Origin of the sequence: Amycolatopsis sp. NPDC049159 (genome assembly GCF_040648295.1) — a bacterium.
Classification (GTDB): Bacteria; Actinomycetota; Actinomycetes; order Mycobacteriales; family Pseudonocardiaceae; genus Amycolatopsis; species Amycolatopsis pretoriensis_A.
This window is the reverse complement of record NZ_JBEZDL010000017.1, coordinates 71,621-87,058: the sequence shown is the minus strand read 5'-3', so window position 1 is coordinate 87,058 and position 15,438 is coordinate 71,621. Positions and strand designations below refer to the sequence as shown.

The following is a 15,438-nucleotide window of genomic DNA, read 5'->3' as shown; positions in this document are numbered from 1 at the left end:
CTCCGTGTGCGAAGCGTGCGTAGATCGTGGCCGGAAACCGGCCCGGGCCAGGTAGCGTCGGAAGGGTGAGTCAGGAAACCGAGACCCGGCCCATGGTCGACTGGGCGATCGCCGCGCAGACCGGCGCGCTGCTCGTGCGCGGCGGCCCGCAGGTCCCGCGCGAAGAAGCCGAAGCAGCCGTCACCGACCTCCGCGAGCTGACGATGGAGGCCGAGGGGCACGTCCGGCAGCTGACGAACCTGGGCCTCGACCTGCCGCTGCTGCCCGGCGAGGTCGTCGACCGGCCCGGCTGGGTGCGGTCCGCCGCCGCCGGGCTCGGCGCGCTGACCGGGCGCGCGCTGCCGCAGCAGGGCGGCCCGCTCGGGCCGATCCTCGCCGGGGGCGCCGGCGTCCAGACCGGCTTGGTGCTCGCGTTCCTCGCCAGCCGCGTGCTCGGCCAGTACGACCCCTTCGGCGGGCCGGAGCGGGACGGGCAGCTGCTGCTCGTCGCGCCGAACGTCGTCGCCGCCGAACAGGCGATGAACGTGCCGGGCCACGACTTCCGGCTGTGGGTCTGCCTGCACGAATGCACCCACCGGCTGCAGTTCACCGCGGTCCGGTGGCTGCGCGACTACTTCGCCGACGAGGTCGAGCGGCTCGTCTCGGGCCTCGCGGGCGGTGGCAGCGACAGCCTGTCCGACCTGTTCGGCCGGCTGCCCGAGGCGATCAAGCAGGGGCCGAAGCTGAACCTCGCGGAGCTGCTCCAGTCACCGAAGGAGCGCGCGGTGTTCGACCGGCTGCTGGCGCTCTCGACGCTGCTCGAAGGCCACGCCGACTACGTGATGGACGCCGTCGGGCCGCAGGTCGTCCCGAGCGTCGACACGATCCGCGAGCGGTTCACCTCCCGGCGCAAGGGCGGCGGCGTCTTCGACCGGCTGCTGCGCGCGCTGCTCGGCGTCGACGCGAAGATCCGCCAGTACGAAGAAGGCGCGAAGTTCACGAAACACGTCGTGGACGCCGTCGGCATGGACGGCTTCAACGCCGTCTGGCGCTCGCCGAACACCCTGCCGTCGCGCGCCGAGATCGCCGATCCGGCGGCGTGGGTCCGGCGCCTGCACGGATGACCGGGCCGGCGGTCGCGGCCGTCCGCCGGGCCGTCCGCGCCTTCCTGGACGTCGTCGAGGCGCCACCCGAGATCTGCGTCGCGGTCTCCGGTGGCGCCGACTCCCTCGCGTTGGCCGAGGCCACCGCGTACACCGCGCACCGCGGCGGGCACGTCGTCCGCGCGCTGGTCGTCGACCACGGCCTGCAGGACGGCTCGGCGAAGATCGCGCGGGACGCGGCGGCCGCGGCGAAGGCGCTCGGCGTCGACGAAGCCGAGGTGCGCCGGGTCGACGTGACCGGCGCCGGCGGCCCGGAAGCCGCCGCCCGCAAGGCCCGCTACCGGGCGCTGGCCGGGCACGGGCTCGTCCTGCTCGGCCACACCCTCGACGACCAGGCCGAAACCGTCCTGCTCGGCCTCGGCCGCGGCTCGGGCCCGCGCAGCGTCGCCGGGATGCGGCCGCACGACCCGCCGTGGGGACGGCCGCTGCTGGCCGTCGCGCGCGCCACCACCCGCGCCGCGTGCGCCGAGCTCGGCGTCGAGCCGTGGGACGACCCGCACAACGCCGAACCGCGCTTCACGCGCGTCCGGTTGCGCACCGAAGTGCTGCCGCTCCTGGAAGACGTCCTCAACGGCGGGGTGGCGGGCGCGCTGGCCCGCACGGCCGCGCAGCTGCGTGAAGACAATGAGGCGCTGGACACAATGGCGGACGTGATCTTCACCCGCGCGGGCGGCGCCGAAGGGCTGGATGTCGGGCTCATCGAGGCCGAGCCCGCGGCACTGCGGCGGCGGGTTCTTCGCAGGTGGTTGCTGCAATCGGGTGTGCGCGAGCTCACCGACGCGCACCTCCGTGCGGTCGACGGGCTGGTCGCCCGGTGGCGTGGTCAGGGTGGTGTCTGGTTGCCCGGCAACTTGGAGGCGCGGCGGGCGCATGGCAGGCTCTGCGTCAGCTCCCAACCCACCACACGAGGGGAATGACCCGTGTACGAGGGCGAAATCGCCTCCGTGCTCGTCACCGAGCAGCAGATCAAGGACAAGATCACGGAACTGTCGGAGCAGATCGCCGCCGACTATCCGGCCAACGGGCAGGGTGAACTCCTGCTGGTGGGTGTCCTGAAGGGTGCGGTCATGTTCATGACCGACTTCGCCCGCGCGCTGCCGCTGCCGACGCAGCTGGAATTCATGGCCGTCTCCTCGTACGGCTCGGCGACGTCGTCGTCCGGTGTCGTGCGGATCCTCAAGGACCTCGACCGCGACATCGCGGGCCGGGACGTCCTGATCGTCGAAGACATCGTCGACTCCGGCCTCACGCTGTCGTGGCTGCTGAAGAACCTCGCCAGCCGCAACCCCGCGTCGCTCGAGGTCGTTTCGCTGCTGCGCAAGCCCGAAGCGGTCAAGGTGGACGTGCCGGTCAAGTACATCGGCTTCGACATCCCGAACGAGTTCGTCGTCGGCTACGGCCTCGACTACGCCGAGCGCTACCGGGACCTGCCCTACATCGGGACGCTGGACCCGAAGGTCTACACCGCGTAGTGCGCCGGCGGAGTTCACCGACCGTTCACCGCAACTACCGGATTCGCGGAACCCCGGTGGCGAAGTTTGCGTCATAGGCTCTGATCACGTGCGTTAACCTATGCGAAGACCATTCGTGCCCGCGGTGACCGGGTCGGGGGAACGGGAGAGAGTTCTGATGGGGAACAGCAGCGCTGCCGACGCGAACGCCTTCAAGGCCGCGGCCGCGGCGGGCCAGGTCGGGATCGACCCGGACGCCGCGCAGACCGTGCTGAACAAGATCCGCACCGGCAAGGACGCGGTCGAAGCCCTGCTCAGCGGCGCGGGCACGCTCGCCCAGCCGCCGAAGCTCGGCGACAACCCGGTCGGCAACGCGATGGCCGCGAAGTTCGTGCAGCGCGCGGACGGCGGGGGCGACTCCTACGCCGCCGCGCTGCAGAACCTGCTCGACCAGTACTCGGCCGCGGAGGAGGGCATCGTCACGGCGATGTCCCGCTACCACGAGATCGACAACGCCGCCGCCGAACCGTTCCGCAACGCCTGAGTCCGAGGGGGATTTCGCAGTCATGGCTCCGAACCGCAGCGACCAGCCTTCGTCGACCACCGGGGGCTCGACCGACCCGGGCTCGCTCGTCCCGCTCGGGGACAACTCGTCGTCGCAGAACATCGTCGACACCGCCCGCGGCCGTTCCGACGGCTTCGACATGGGCAGCGACCGCGCGATCGCGAACCCGCCGAACTGGAACGCGCAGGAAAGCCAGCAGCTCTACGCCGGCGCGGTCAACAACAACGACCCCGGCACGGCCGAGGCGACCGGGCACGCCTGGGCGCACCACGGCACCGAGCTGAAGCAGGCGTCCGACCACCTGTACAACGCGATCGCCGAGCTCGGCAACGCGTGGGTCGGCCAGGGTGCCGGCGGTGCGCAGGGCGCGCTGGTGGCCATCGCCAACTCCGGTTCGCAGGCTTCCGAGGCCGCGCACACGATGTCCGACCGGCTCGCCCGGCAGGCCGCGGCGGCCGCCGAGGTCAAGAAGATGCCGGCCCCCAAGGACTACGACCCCAAGCAGTCCATGGCGGCGGCGCTGGCCGGCGGCCCGGCGGCGCTGATCGCCGACCAGAAGGCGCAGGCGGACGCGGCCAACGACGTCAAGGCGCAGCAGGTCGCGTTCTTCAACGCCTACACCAAGTCGATGAGCGAGGTCGACAGCTCGACCCCGAGCTTCGGCCCGGAGTCGCTCGGCATGAAGCCGACGGGCTCGCACAACTCGATCTCGTTCAACGCGGTCAACTCCGTCGGCAGCACCGGCCCGGTCCAGGGGCTCCCCGGTGGCGCGGGTGACGCGATCTTCGCCTCCAGCACCTCCGGTTTCGGCGCCAACGGCGCGTTCGGCGCGCAGCACGCGGCCGGCGTGACCGGGGCGAGCCACGGCGTGCCCGGTGGCTTCGGGGCCGACGCGGCTTCGCTCGGCAGCGACGCACCCGGCGGTTCGGTCCCGGGCACGGGTACCGGTGCCGGCTCCGTGACCGGCGCCGGCCAGGTCGCCCCGGGCGGCGCGGGGGCCGGGGGCACCAGCCCGCTCGGCAAGATCGGCATGGGCCTCGGCATCGGCGGCGTCGCCGGTGGCCTGGGCGCGCTGGCTTCGCGGGCGCTCGGCGCGGGCACCAAGTCCGGCTCGAAGGCCGAGAACGACACGACGCTGGCGTCGGCCGAGGGCCAGAGCGCCGCTTCGGCCCAGGCACCGCAGCAGGGCGTCGTCTCGCCCGCGGGCACCATCGGCGGCCAGCAGGCCCCGCCGCCGATGAACCCGGCCGGCATGGGCGGCATGGCCCCGCAGGGTGCCCAGGGCGAGCAGGACGAGGAGCACACGCACGCGTCCTTCCTCATCGAGGCGGACCCGGACGAGGCCTTCGGTGCGAACCAGGCGACCCCGCCGCCGGTCATCGGCGCGTGGTCCGAGGACGACGAAGACCGCTGATCCTTTCGGGCCGGGCACGCCGACGGTGTGCCCGGCCCGGTTTCTCTTGGGGGTGGCTCGATGCCGAACGCTGAGCTGCTCACCCCGGTCGAGGTGGACTTCCTGTGGGAGTCCGCCGGGCTGGGCGAGCTGCCGTACCCGCTGCGCATCCGCTCGCACGGCGAGACCGTCGACGAGCGGTCGCTGCTGCGCCGCCGCACGTTGGAAGGGCTCGTCGCGCGCGGGCTGGCCGACGGCCGCGGGCGGCCCGAACCGCACGTCGAGGACTACTTCGGCGTGCTCGCGGGCGCCGAGCTGAGCCTGGACGCCGTCCAGCTGATCGCCCCGGACGCCGAGCCGCTGCTCGCGATCGCCGGCGTGCTGGGCGGCCAGGGCCTCTTGGCCGTGCAGGACCGCCGCGGCCTGCACCTGAACCCGTGCCCGGCGGACGGCCTGGCCAGCGCGATCGTCTCGCTGCTGCCGGGTGCGCCGCGCGGCACCGAGAAGTCGATCACGGTCCCGCTGGAGCAGCTGGTCGGCGCGCACGGCGTCGACTTCCTGCAGCGGCGGGGCACCGGCGACGAGCGTTCGTCGGCGGACGAGGACCGCAAGGCACTGGCCCGGCTGCACGCCCAGCCGCGCCTGCGTGGCGGCCAGATCGCGGCCAACGCCCGCTCGCGCGTCGGCGGCCGGACCCGGACCCCGGTGCTGAGCTGGTTCGACACCGAGACGGGCCGCTACTTCACCCAGGCGACGCAGGGCCGCGACGGCCGCGACTGGATCACGATCGCCCCGGCGGACGCGGCGACGCTGCGCCACCGCATCGGCGAGATGCTGGCGACGGCGGCGAACTCGACCGCGCCCGTCTGATCCCTCCTCCGGGCACCAGCGTCACCTCTGCCAAGATCGGGCTCCGGCTTCTTCGAAGGTGCCCCGTCCGACGATCACTTTTTGTCGGTGGTGCGGGCTACGCTGAGCGAGAGTACGATCCGGGAGAGTAATGATGCAAGAGTTCTTCTCGCCACTGGCGTTCGACTTCCTCTGGGAGTCGGCGCAGGTCGGGGAGCTGCCGTACCCGCTGCGAGTCCGGTCGCACGGCGCGACCGAGGACGAGCGCGTTTCGCTGCGCCACCGCGTCGACGTCGAGCTGAAGGCGCGCGGCATCCGCGAATCGCGCGGCAGGCTGGCGCCCCCGATCGAAGACGCGCTCCACCTGCTCGCCTTCGCCCCGCTGACCATCGACGCGCTGCACATCCCGCAGTTCGAGGCGCCGACCGTCGGCGTGCTCGCGGCGGCCGACGACACCAAGGGCGTGCTCGCGGTCCAGGACGCCGACGGCATCTGGCTGCGGGACGTCCCACCGGACGCGCTGGTCTCCGCGGTCGTCGACGTGCTGCCCGCCGGCCCCCGCGGCAGCGAGGCGTCGGTCACACTCCCGCTGGACGACGCCCTGCGCACGGCCCCGATCCGGGTGCCCGTGTCACTCCCGTCGGCGGGTGAGGAAGAAGACAAGCGCCGGGGCAAGGCCCGCCGGACCCCGCTGAGCGAGCGTGTCACCGCCGACCCGCGGGAGGCGTACGGCCGGCTCGCCGGGCAGCCGCGGCAGCGCGGCGGTCAGCTGGCAGCGAACAGCCGTTCGCAGGTCGGGGCCAAGCAGCGGTCCCGCGTCCTGGCCTGGTTCGACACCGCGAGCGGCCGCTACCTGAGCCTCTCCCGCGCAGGTACGGACGGTCGGGAGTGGGTCACGGTGGCCCCCGCCGACCAGAAGACTTTGCGGACCCGGCTGGGCGAGATGGTGAGCAGTGTGTCGGACGGCACGCGATAGCGTGACCACCGAGGACGCGGGGCGGGAACCCGGGCGCGGTATCGCCCGTTGACCTGCGAGAGGCTCACAGGGGATGAACGCGGCAGCGGACGGTACCCTGATGGGACGGGTGTCCAGGCACCGCGCGTTTGTCAAGATCGTGATGGCGGGTATCACAGGAGCCGCCCAACCAGGGAGGGTCGAGGCCACCAGGGCCGAGTCGTATGAACCGGAAGAGCGTGCTCAGGAACCCACTGCTGTGGATCGTCGCGGGGTTGCTGGCGTTGTTCGCGTACAACACGATCTTCGACAGTGATCGTGGGTACACCCAGGCACCCATCTCGGTGGCGAACTCCCAGATCTCCTCGAACAACGTCAAGGAAGCCAGCCTCGAGGACAAGGAACAGCAGCTCAAGCTGCTGCTTTCGAAGCCCGTGGACGTGGACGGCCAGCAGGTCACCCAGATCATTTCGCAGTACCCGGCGGATGCCACCCGCCCGATCTACGACTCGTTGATCGCGGCGAAGACCGGCGGCCAGCCGATCAAGTTCACCACCAAGGTGACCCAGCAGGGCGTGCTGACGCAGATCCTCATCTTCGCCATCCCGCTGGCCCTCGTCCTGGGCCTGCTGATGTGGATGATGAACAACGCCCAGGGTGGCGGGAACCGCGTCCTCAACTTCGGCAAGTCCAAGGCCAAGCAGCTGAACAAGGACATGCCCAAGACGACCTTCGGGGACGTCGCGGGTGCCGACGAGGCCGTCGAAGAGCTGTACGAGATCAAGGACTTCCTGCAGAACCCGGCGCGATATCAGGCGCTCGGCGCGAAGATCCCGAAGGGCGTGCTGCTCTACGGGCCGCCCGGTACCGGCAAGACGCTGCTCGCGCGAGCCGTCGCCGGCGAGGCGGGCGTGCCGTTCTACACGATCTCCGGCTCGGACTTCGTCGAGATGTTCGTCGGTGTCGGTGCCTCGCGAGTGCGTGACCTGTTCGAACAGGCCAAGCAGAACGCGCCGTGCATCATCTTCGTCGACGAGATCGACGCGGTCGGCCGCCAGCGCGGCGCCGGCCTCGGCGGCGGGCACGACGAGCGCGAGCAGACGCTGAACCAGCTGCTCGTCGAGATGGACGGCTTCGACGCCCGCGGCGGCATCATCCTGATCGCGGCCACCAACCGGCCGGACATCCTGGACCCGGCGCTGCTGCGCCCGGGCCGGTTCGACCGGCAGATCCCGGTGTCCGCGCCCGACCTGCGCGGCCGCAAGGCGATCCTCGAGGTGCACGCCAAGGGCAAGCCGATCGCGCAGGGCACCGACCTGGGCAGCCTGGCCAAGCGGACCGTCGGCATGTCCGGCGCGGACCTGGCCAACGTGCTGAACGAGGCCGCGCTGCTCACCGCCCGCCAGAACGGGCACGTGATCACCGACGTCGCGCTGGAGGAGTCGGTCGACCGCGTTGTCGGCGGCCCCGCCCGCAAGAGCCGGATCATCTCCGAGAAGGAGAAGAAGATCACGGCCTACCACGAGGGCGGGCACGCGCTTGCCGCGTGGGCGATGCCGGACATCGAACCGGTCTACAAGCTGACCATCCTGCCGCGCGGCCGCACCGGCGGGCACGCCTTGATCGTCCCGGAGGACGACAAGGAGTTGATGACCCGCTCGGAGATGATCGGCCGGCTGGTCTTCGCGATGGGTGGCCGCACGGCGGAGGAGCTCGTCTTCCACGAGCCCACCACCGGCGCGTCCGCGGACATCGAGCAGGCGACGAAGATCGCCCGCGCGATGGTCATGGAGTACGGCATGAGCGCCCGGCTCGGCGCGGTCAAGTACGGCCAGGAGCAGGGCGACCCGTTCCTCGGCCGGTCGGCCGGGCGGCAGGCGGACTACTCGCTCGAGGTGGCGCACGAGATCGACGAGGAGGTGCGCAAGCTCATCGAGACGGCGCACACCGAGGCGTGGCACGTGCTGAACACCTACCGCGACGTTCTCGACGAGCTGGTCATCGAGCTCCTGGAGAAGGAGACGCTGCAGCGCAAGGACCTCGAGCGGATCTTCGCGACCGTCGAGAAGCGCCCGCACATCACCGTCTTCAACGAGTTCGGCGAGCGCACGCCGTCGGACAAGCCGCCGATCAAGACCCCGGGCGAGCTGGCGATGGAGCGCGGCGAGCCGTGGCCGCCGCCGGAGAAGGAGCCGAAGCCGGCCCTGAAGCCGGAGCCGACCCCCGTCGGCACGGCCCCGGGCGCGGGCGACCTGCCCGGCGGCCCGCCGTATCCGTCGCCGACGCCGGCGGACCCGAACGCCAACCCGTACGCCCCACCGCAGCCGGGCGCCTACCCGAACGGCGGCCGTCCCTACGGCGGCCCGAACGGTGGCCCCAACGGCACGGCGCACTGGCCGCAGTCCTACGGCGGCGGCCAGCAGCCCGGCGGCTACCCGGGCGGCCCGGCCGGTGGCCAGAGCGGCCCGCCGAACTACGGTGCCCCTCCGGGCTGGACCCCCGCGACCTCCCCCGGCGGTCAGCCGGGCCAGTCGTGGCGGCCCGGTGGTGAAGAACGCCCTCGTGAGCACGGCTGGTTCGCCGATCAGGCGGGCAACCAGCAGAACGAGGGAGAACGACGTGACGTGGATGGACCGGACAAGCCCCAGTGACGCCGACCGCCCGGTCTTCGACCAAGACCGGGCGGAGAAGGCGATCCGCGAACTCCTCTTGGCGTGCGGCGAAGACCCGGAACGGGATGGCCTGAAGGACACCCCGGCCCGGGTCGCCCGCGCGTACCACGAGATGTTCGCCGGCCTGTACACCGAGCCCGACTCGGTGCTGGACCGCACCTTCGACGAGTCCCACGAAGAGCTGGTGCTGGTCACGGACATCCCGATGTTCAGCCAGTGCGAACACCACCTGGTCCCCTTCCACGGCGTCGCGCACGTCGGGTACATCCCGAACGCCGCCGGGAAGGTGACCGGGCTGTCCAAACTGGCCCGGCTCGTCGACCTCTACTCGAAGCGCCCGCAGGTGCAGGAGCGGCTGACTTCCCAGGTCGCCGACGCGATCGTGCGGAAGCTCGAGCCGCGCGGGGTGATCGTCGTGATCGAGGCCGAGCACCTCTGCATGGCCATGCGCGGCATCCGCAAGCCCGGCGCCCGCACCACCACCTCGGCGGTGCGGGGGCAGCTGAAGACCTCGCCGTCGTCGCGGGCGGAGGCGCTCGACCTGATCAAGGCGCGCCGGTGAGCGTGGGGCTTCCCGCTCCCGGCCGGTGCGTCGTGATGGGCGTGCTGAACGTGACGCCCGATTCGTTTTCCGACGGTGGCCGCTACCTCGGGCTCGACCAGGCACTGGAGCACGCCCGCGCGATGTGGGCGCGCGGCGCCGACCTGATCGACGTCGGCGGCGAGTCGACGCGCCCGGGTGCGGCCCGGGTCGACGCCGGAACCGAGCGGGACCGCATCCTGCCGGTGATCCGGACGCTGGCCGGCGAAGGCGTCGCGCTGTCGGTCGACACCACGCGGGCGTCCGTCGCCGCCGCGGCGCTCGAAGCCGGCGCGCACGTGATCAACGACGTCTCGGGTGGCCTGGCCGACCCGGACATGGCCCGGGTCGCGGCCGAAACCGGGGTGCCGTGGGTGCTGATGCACTGGCGCGGGCACAGCAAGGACATGCAGGCGCTGGCGTCCTACTCCGACGTCGTCGCCGACGTCCGGTCCGAGCTGCTGTCTCGGGTGGACGAAGCGCTGGCGGCCGGCGTGGCCGAGAGCGCGATAGTGCTGGATCCCGGGCTCGGGTTCGCGAAGGACGCCGAGCACGACTGGGCGTTGCTGCGCGGCCTGGACTCGGTGCTGTCCCTGGGCTTCCCGGTGCTCGTCGGCGCCTCCCGAAAACGGTTCCTCGGCCGCCTGCTGTCCGAAAAGGACGGAACGCCGAGGCCCCCGGACGGCCGCGAAGACGCGACGGCGGCGATTTCCGCCCTCGCCGCCGCGGCCGGCGCGTGGGGCGTGCGGGTGCACGAGGTCGGAGCTTCGCTGGACGCGGTCGCGGTGGCCGCGGCGTGGGGAAAGGGTTCGCCGGATGTCTGACCGGATCACGCTGACCGGCCTGCGCGTGTTCGGCCGCCACGGCGTGTTCGAGCACGAAAAGCGCGACGGCCAGGAGTTCGTCATCGACGTCACGGCGTGGCTCGACCTCGGGCCCGCCGCCGCGTCGGACGACCTGACCAAGACCCTGCACTACGGCGAGCTGGCCGAGCTGGCGGCGGGCATCGTCGCGGGCGAGCCGTACGACCTCATCGAGAGCGTCGCGGGCAAGATCGCCGACGAGGTCATGCGCGACGAGCGCCTGAGCGCGATCGAGGTGACGGTCCACAAGCCGTCGGCCCCGATCCCGCTGACGTTCGACGACGTCGCGGTGACGGTCCGGCGCGCCCGGTGACCCGCGCGGTCCTGTCCCTCGGCTCGAACCTGGGCGACCGGCTCGGCTACCTGAAGCTGGCCCTGGCCGCGGTCCGCCCGGCGCTGGTCGCGGTGTCGAGCGTGTACGAGACCAAGGCCTGGGGCGTCGAAGACCAGCCGGACTTCCTGAACGCGGTCTGCGTGGTCGACGACCCGGCCCGCGACCACTGGGCCTGGCTGCACACGGGCCAGGCGGCGGAGCAGGCAGCGGGCCGGGCCCGCGAGCTCCGTTGGGGCCCGCGAACCCTGGACGTCGACGTGGTCACGGTGGACGGCGTGACGTCCGACGATCCCGAGCTGCTGCTCCCGCACCCGGGAACCCCGGAACGAGCCAGCGTGCTGGTCCCGTGGGCGGAGATCGCCCCGGAGGCGGTGCTGCCAGGCCACGGCCCGATCACGGACCTGCTGGCCGCCCGCCCCCCGGCGGAGGTGGCAACGGTCCGCCGGACGACGCTCGAACTCGCCTGAGCCGCTTAGCTGGCCACGGCCCGCCCGCCGCCTCGGCACCGCCGGCCAACTCCTCCCACCGGGCGCCGCCACGACCCGCCCGCTGGCTTGGGTGAGCCGGCTAATTCCGGCCTCGCCCACCGGGCGCCGCCACGGCCTGCCCGCAGGTCTGGCTGATCCAGTTAACTCGGCCAGCCGGGCGCCACCACGTCCTGGTCGCCGACTTGGCTGACCCGGCTAACTCCGCCCGCCCGGCGCGCTCTCGGTCTGCCCGCCGCCTCGGCGGCGCCGGCCGACTCCGCCTCGCCCGCCTCGGCGGCGCGAGCCAACTCCGCCCCGCCCGCCTTGGCTGGGCCGGCCATTGCCACCCCGCCCGCCGGGCGCCGCCGCGGTTGGCGCGACCGCCCTCAGCAGCGCCGGCCAACTCCGCCCCGCGCCGAGCAAGTCAAGTCAAGCCCCGCCCGGTCATCGATCGCCGAGCTGTGGCTGGCGGTCGGTGACAGGATGCTGTCAGCCTCGCAGGGCCGCGACCATGAAACGGACCGCCGGCTGGGCCGTCGGGACCGGGGGCCACCCGTTGATCGTCGCGAGCAACTGCCAGTAGCGCTCCGCTCGCGGGTCGCCGCTCGTCTCGAAGCGGTCTGCCATCTCCGTGCGGAACTCCCGTGACGCCGGGTCCTGGTCCGGGCGGGCCGTCGCCGTCGCGATCTCGGACGCAAGCGTTTGCCCTGCCTCCGACGTCGGCGAATCGCCCGCCTTCAGTGCGGCTTCCGCGCGGGAAACCCAGCCGGGCCAGTTCTGCTGCCACGCTTCGGCCGGCTGCTCGAACTCGCCCGCCTTGATCTGCTGGGACTGCTGCTCGCTCATGCCGCGGATCAGGGCGCGGAACGACGGGTCCTGCACCAGCTCCGCGAACTCGATCCACGCTTCCAGCTGCTCCGGCGACGGGTCGTCCGGCAGCTCCGGCTTGCCCGCGCGCATCCGCTCGTAGAACTCGTCGTTCACCTCGAGCCCGGCGACCATCTCGTCCCAGAACTCGTCCACCAGCCGCTTGCGCTCCTCGTCCGACATCGACGCGAGACGGTTCATCAGGTTCACTTCCTCCAGTTCGGAATTGCGCTTCGCCACCGCGCGCAGCACCGCCCGGCGCAGCCGCAGCCGCCGGATCTGCTCGTCAAGGGCCTCGACGTGCCGGGTCGCCAGCTCGCCGACCGTCGCCGGCCTCGCCAACGCCGCGGAGACGTCGGCTAGGCCGAGGCCCAGCTCCCGCAGCGTGCGGACCAGTTCCAGGCGGGCCATCGCCGCCGCGTCGTAGAGGCGGTAGCCGGCGTCCGTCCGCTCGGTCGGGGGCAACAGGCCTTCGTCCGAGTAGAAGCGGATGGTCTTGACCGGCAGGCCCGTCCGCTTGGCCAGCTCGCCGATGGTGAATGTCGCGGTGGTGCCCACTAGACGCATGGTGAAGTCTCCAGTCGGGGGAGAGTCAAGCTTTGCACGGTACGGTTGGGTCATGCACTTCACGCGGTCCCGTGACCTGGTCGTCGCCGGGCTGCTCGGCCTGGCCGTCGGCTACCTGCTGTTCCAGATCGCCTACGGCTCGCTGCCCCAGCTGCCGCTGCTCGCCGGCGTCACCCTCGCCGTCCTGGCCGTGATCGAGGGCGTGCTCGCCTTCTCCATCCGGTCGCGGATCAAGAACGGCCGGGTCGTTGCCGCGATCGGGATCGCCCGATCGGTGGCCTTGGCCAAGGCTTCGTCACTCGCCGGAGCGTTCATGGCCGGTGCCTGGCTGGCCGCGCTCGCCTACCTTTTCCCGCGACGTGACGAACTCGTCGCCGCCGTTCTCGACACCCGGGCGGCGGTCGTCGGCGTCGCCTCCGCCGCGGCCCTGGTAGCAGCGGGTTTGTGGCTCGAACACTGCTGCCGGACCCCGCGCGACCAAGACCGGGAGCACACCCGCGGGACGACCGGTTAGCGCTGGAATCCCACCGCTCGCTGGACCGAGTAGGTCTCGTTCGGATTACGAGCAGGTACGGTGTCAGTCATGACCGGCGTGGGTGACGACTCGCGCGGCCGCCTTCTGGGCAGGCCGTGGCTAGTCGTCGGATTCGTCCTCGCCATCGGAGCCACCCTCGCACTGGTGCTCAGCGACGATCTCCGTTATCTCCGCCTGGGGATCGTCGCGGCCCTCTGGGCTGCCCTGATCGGCGCTTTCCTCGCCGTGAAGTACCGCAAGCACGCGGCACAGAGCGAGGACGCGGTCGCCGAGGCGCAGGCTGTGTACGAGTTGGAGCTGGAACGCGAGATCGCGGCCCGGCGTGAGTACGAGCTGGAGATGGAGGCGGACAACCGCACCGCCGCCGACTCCCGCGGGCGCGAGGAGCTGGAGGCGCTGCGGGCCGAGGTGTCGGCGCTGCGCGACAGCCTCCAGTCGCTGTTCGGTGGCGAGGTGCTGCTCGAACGCGTCGCGCTGACCGCGCAGGCGACCCGGATGCGCAAGCTGTCCGACGAGAACCGGATGATCCCGGACAGCGCGCCGAAGAAGCGGCCCGCTCAGCTGATGGCCGCGAAGAAGCCGATGCCCGAGGGCGGTGAGCGGCCGACCGAGCTGATCGACCGCGTCCTCGACGAGCGCCGCCGCAAGGCGTCGAACGGCAAGCCCGCGAACGGCAAGGGCCTGGGCAAGGGCTTCGGCGGCAAGGCCGTCCCGAAGACCCCCGCGAACGTCTCGGTGCAGAGCACCCAGCAGATGGCGCGGCCGAAGCCGCTGAGCGACCGCCGCCCGCCGGTGCCGGCCGTCGACCCGGCCTTGAACGCCGCGCAGCGTGAGATGAAGGCCGCCGAGCTGCGGGCCGAGGCCGCGCGCCGCCAGGCCGAGTCGCAGCCGATGCGGCTCCCGAAGCCCGAAGAGGTCGCGAAGCAGCCCGAGCGACGTCCGGAAGCCGCCGCCGAGCCGACGCGCCAGGTCCCGCGGCCCGAGCCCAAGACCGAGATCCGGCGGGCGCCGGAGCCGAAGACCGAGATCCGCCGTCCCGAGCCGCCGCCCGCGCGCCGCGCGGAGCTGTCGCGCCCGGCGATGCGGCCCGCCGAGGTGTCCCGCTCGGACATCCCGCGGGTGGAGATGTCGCGCCCCGGCATCCCGCGCGTCGAGATGTCGCGCCCGGACATCCCCCGCGTCGAAATGTCGCGTCCCGACATCCCGCGGGTGGAGATGTCGCGCCCGGACATCCCCCGCGTCGAGATGTCGCGGCCGGACCTGCCGCGCGTCAACCCCAAGCCGAACGGTGCCCGGCCCGAGCCGCGCAAGGCGCCCGAGCCGCCGCGTCCGGCGCCGGGCCGCCCCGCGGCGGCGCCGCCCAAGCCGTCCGAGATGTCGCGGTCGGACATCCGGCCGGTCAAGGACCTCAGCGCGGCCTTCCAGAACCGCGACGACTTCGCCGAGCGGCAGCGCCCGAACCGGCCGAAGCCGCCCGAGCCGAAGCAGGCCCCGCCGATGAACAGGGACGCCGCCGCGTCGCGCACCGACCTCCCGGTCGTCCCGCCGACGACGCCGGTGCCGAGCACCGGCCCCTCGTCGCGGCAGCAGCCGTCGCGCACGGACCTACCGCCGGTGGTCCCGCCGACGACCCCGGTCCCGGCCGCCGACGGCCGCCGCCCGTCGCGGCTGGAGCAGTTCTCGCGGGCCGACATGTCGCCGATCCTCGACGAGCCGTCGTCGCGGCACAGCGGTTCGCACCGCGCGCCGGCGGCGGCCGCCCAGGGCGAGGCGCCGATGGCGAACCCGACGCTCCCGGAGTCGGTCCGCAACTTCCAGGGCGGGTCCGGCGGGCGCCGCCGCAAGCCGGACGAGTCGCAGCAGATGCCGCCCGTCCCCGCCCCGGAGCCCACGGGAGGCGGCCGCCGCCGTCGTCCGGACGGCGAGCCCCCGGCGTGGGAGGGCATGGTCGCCGAGCGCGCGTCGATGTCCCGGCGCAACATGGCTCCGGTCGACCCGGCGGACGTCGAGCAGCAGAACGGCAACGGCCACAACGGCAACGGGCGCAACGGCCACCGGTCCGCGGAGCCACAGCCGGGCAGCGGTTCGCACGCGGCCGGCCGCTCGGTGAGCGAGCTGCTGGCGGCGAACGGCGGAACGGGCTCGACCCCGCGCCGCCGCCGACGCGCGGAGGACTGAGCCAGGCTCCAAGCGCACCA

At 72.6% G+C, this 15,438-nt stretch carries 15 protein-coding genes; 14 read left to right on the top strand and 1 reads right to left on the bottom strand.

Annotated features, from left to right (window positions below; translation table 11 throughout):
- Nucleotides 1–92 precede the first annotated feature (92 nt).
- From AB0B33_RS29265 to folK, 12 genes are all read left to right on the top strand, one after another.
- Nucleotides 93–1,103, top strand: a complete 1,011-nt coding sequence (locus AB0B33_RS29265; protein WP_360777734.1) for a zinc-dependent metalloprotease — start codon at nt 93–95, stop codon at nt 1,101–1,103.
- Complete coding sequence (tilS, locus tag AB0B33_RS29260) at nt 1,100–2,059, top strand: tRNA lysidine(34) synthetase TilS (protein ID WP_360777490.1); 960 nt, start codon at nt 1,100–1,102, stop codon at nt 2,057–2,059. The genes AB0B33_RS29265 and tilS overlap by 4 nt, the downstream gene beginning before the upstream one ends.
- 3 nt (nt 2,060–2,062) lie before the next feature.
- Nucleotides 2,063–2,614, top strand: coding sequence for a hypoxanthine phosphoribosyltransferase (gene hpt / locus AB0B33_RS29255; protein WP_191312585.1), 552 nt, complete (start codon nt 2,063–2,065; stop codon nt 2,612–2,614).
- 157 nt (nt 2,615–2,771) lie between these two features.
- Entirely contained in the window at nt 2,772–3,137 is a 366-nt protein-coding gene (locus AB0B33_RS29250) for a hypothetical protein (RefSeq protein ID WP_247017425.1), read from the top strand.
- 22 nt (nt 3,138–3,159) lie between these two features.
- Complete coding sequence (locus AB0B33_RS29245) at nt 3,160–4,572, top strand: hypothetical protein (RefSeq protein ID WP_360777488.1); 1,413 nt, start codon at nt 3,160–3,162, stop codon at nt 4,570–4,572.
- Between the two features lie 60 nt (nt 4,573–4,632).
- Nucleotides 4,633–5,421: an ESX secretion-associated protein EspG gene (locus tag AB0B33_RS29240; RefSeq protein ID WP_247017430.1), complete on the top strand. Its 789-nt coding sequence runs from the start codon at nt 4,633–4,635 to the stop codon at nt 5,419–5,421.
- A gap of 130 nt (nt 5,422–5,551) precedes the next feature.
- Complete coding sequence (locus tag AB0B33_RS29235) at nt 5,552–6,376, top strand: ESX secretion-associated protein EspG (RefSeq protein WP_360777486.1); 825 nt, start codon at nt 5,552–5,554, stop codon at nt 6,374–6,376.
- Between the two features lie 203 nt (nt 6,377–6,579).
- Nucleotides 6,580–9,006: an ATP-dependent zinc metalloprotease FtsH gene (gene ftsH / locus AB0B33_RS29230; RefSeq protein ID WP_360777484.1), complete on the top strand. Its 2,427-nt coding sequence runs from the start codon at nt 6,580–6,582 to the stop codon at nt 9,004–9,006.
- A complete protein-coding gene (folE, locus tag AB0B33_RS29225; RefSeq protein ID WP_360777482.1) occupies nt 8,984–9,589 on the top strand; it encodes a GTP cyclohydrolase I FolE in 606 nt (201 codons plus the stop codon). Before ftsH ends, folE begins: the two co-directional genes overlap by 23 nt.
- Nucleotides 9,590–9,624: 35 nt before the next feature.
- Nucleotides 9,625–10,431 carry a dihydropteroate synthase gene (gene folP / locus AB0B33_RS29220; RefSeq protein ID WP_360777732.1) on the top strand — a complete coding sequence of 269 codons (807 nt, stop codon included), beginning with the start codon at nt 9,625–9,627 and terminating at the stop codon, nt 10,429–10,431.
- A complete protein-coding gene (gene folB, locus AB0B33_RS29215; RefSeq protein ID WP_247017437.1) occupies nt 10,424–10,783 on the top strand; it encodes a dihydroneopterin aldolase in 360 nt (119 codons plus the stop codon). Before folP ends, folB begins: the two co-directional genes overlap by 8 nt.
- Nucleotides 10,780–11,271, top strand: coding sequence for a 2-amino-4-hydroxy-6-hydroxymethyldihydropteridine diphosphokinase (folK, locus tag AB0B33_RS29210; protein ID WP_360777480.1), 492 nt, complete (start codon nt 10,780–10,782; stop codon nt 11,269–11,271). Before folB ends, folK begins: the two co-directional genes overlap by 4 nt.
- A 489-nt stretch (nt 11,272–11,760) precedes the next feature.
- On the opposite strand, the gene AB0B33_RS29205 is transcribed toward folK, so the two are convergent.
- Nucleotides 11,761–12,696, bottom strand: a complete 936-nt coding sequence (locus tag AB0B33_RS29205) for a MerR family transcriptional regulator (protein WP_360777478.1) — start codon at nt 12,694–12,696, stop codon at nt 11,761–11,763.
- Between the two features lie 61 nt (nt 12,697–12,757).
- Here AB0B33_RS29205 and AB0B33_RS29200 point away from each other — a divergent pair, with 61 nt between their 5' ends.
- Complete coding sequence (locus AB0B33_RS29200) at nt 12,758–13,219, top strand: DUF3180 domain-containing protein (RefSeq protein ID WP_360777476.1); 462 nt, start codon at nt 12,758–12,760, stop codon at nt 13,217–13,219.
- Nucleotides 13,220–13,288: 69 nt separating this feature from the next.
- Nucleotides 13,289–15,418 (top strand): DUF6779 domain-containing protein, encoded by a 2,130-nt coding sequence (locus tag AB0B33_RS29195; protein ID WP_360777474.1) that lies wholly within the window; start codon nt 13,289–13,291, stop codon nt 15,416–15,418.
- Nucleotides 15,419–15,438: the final 20 nt, after the last annotated feature.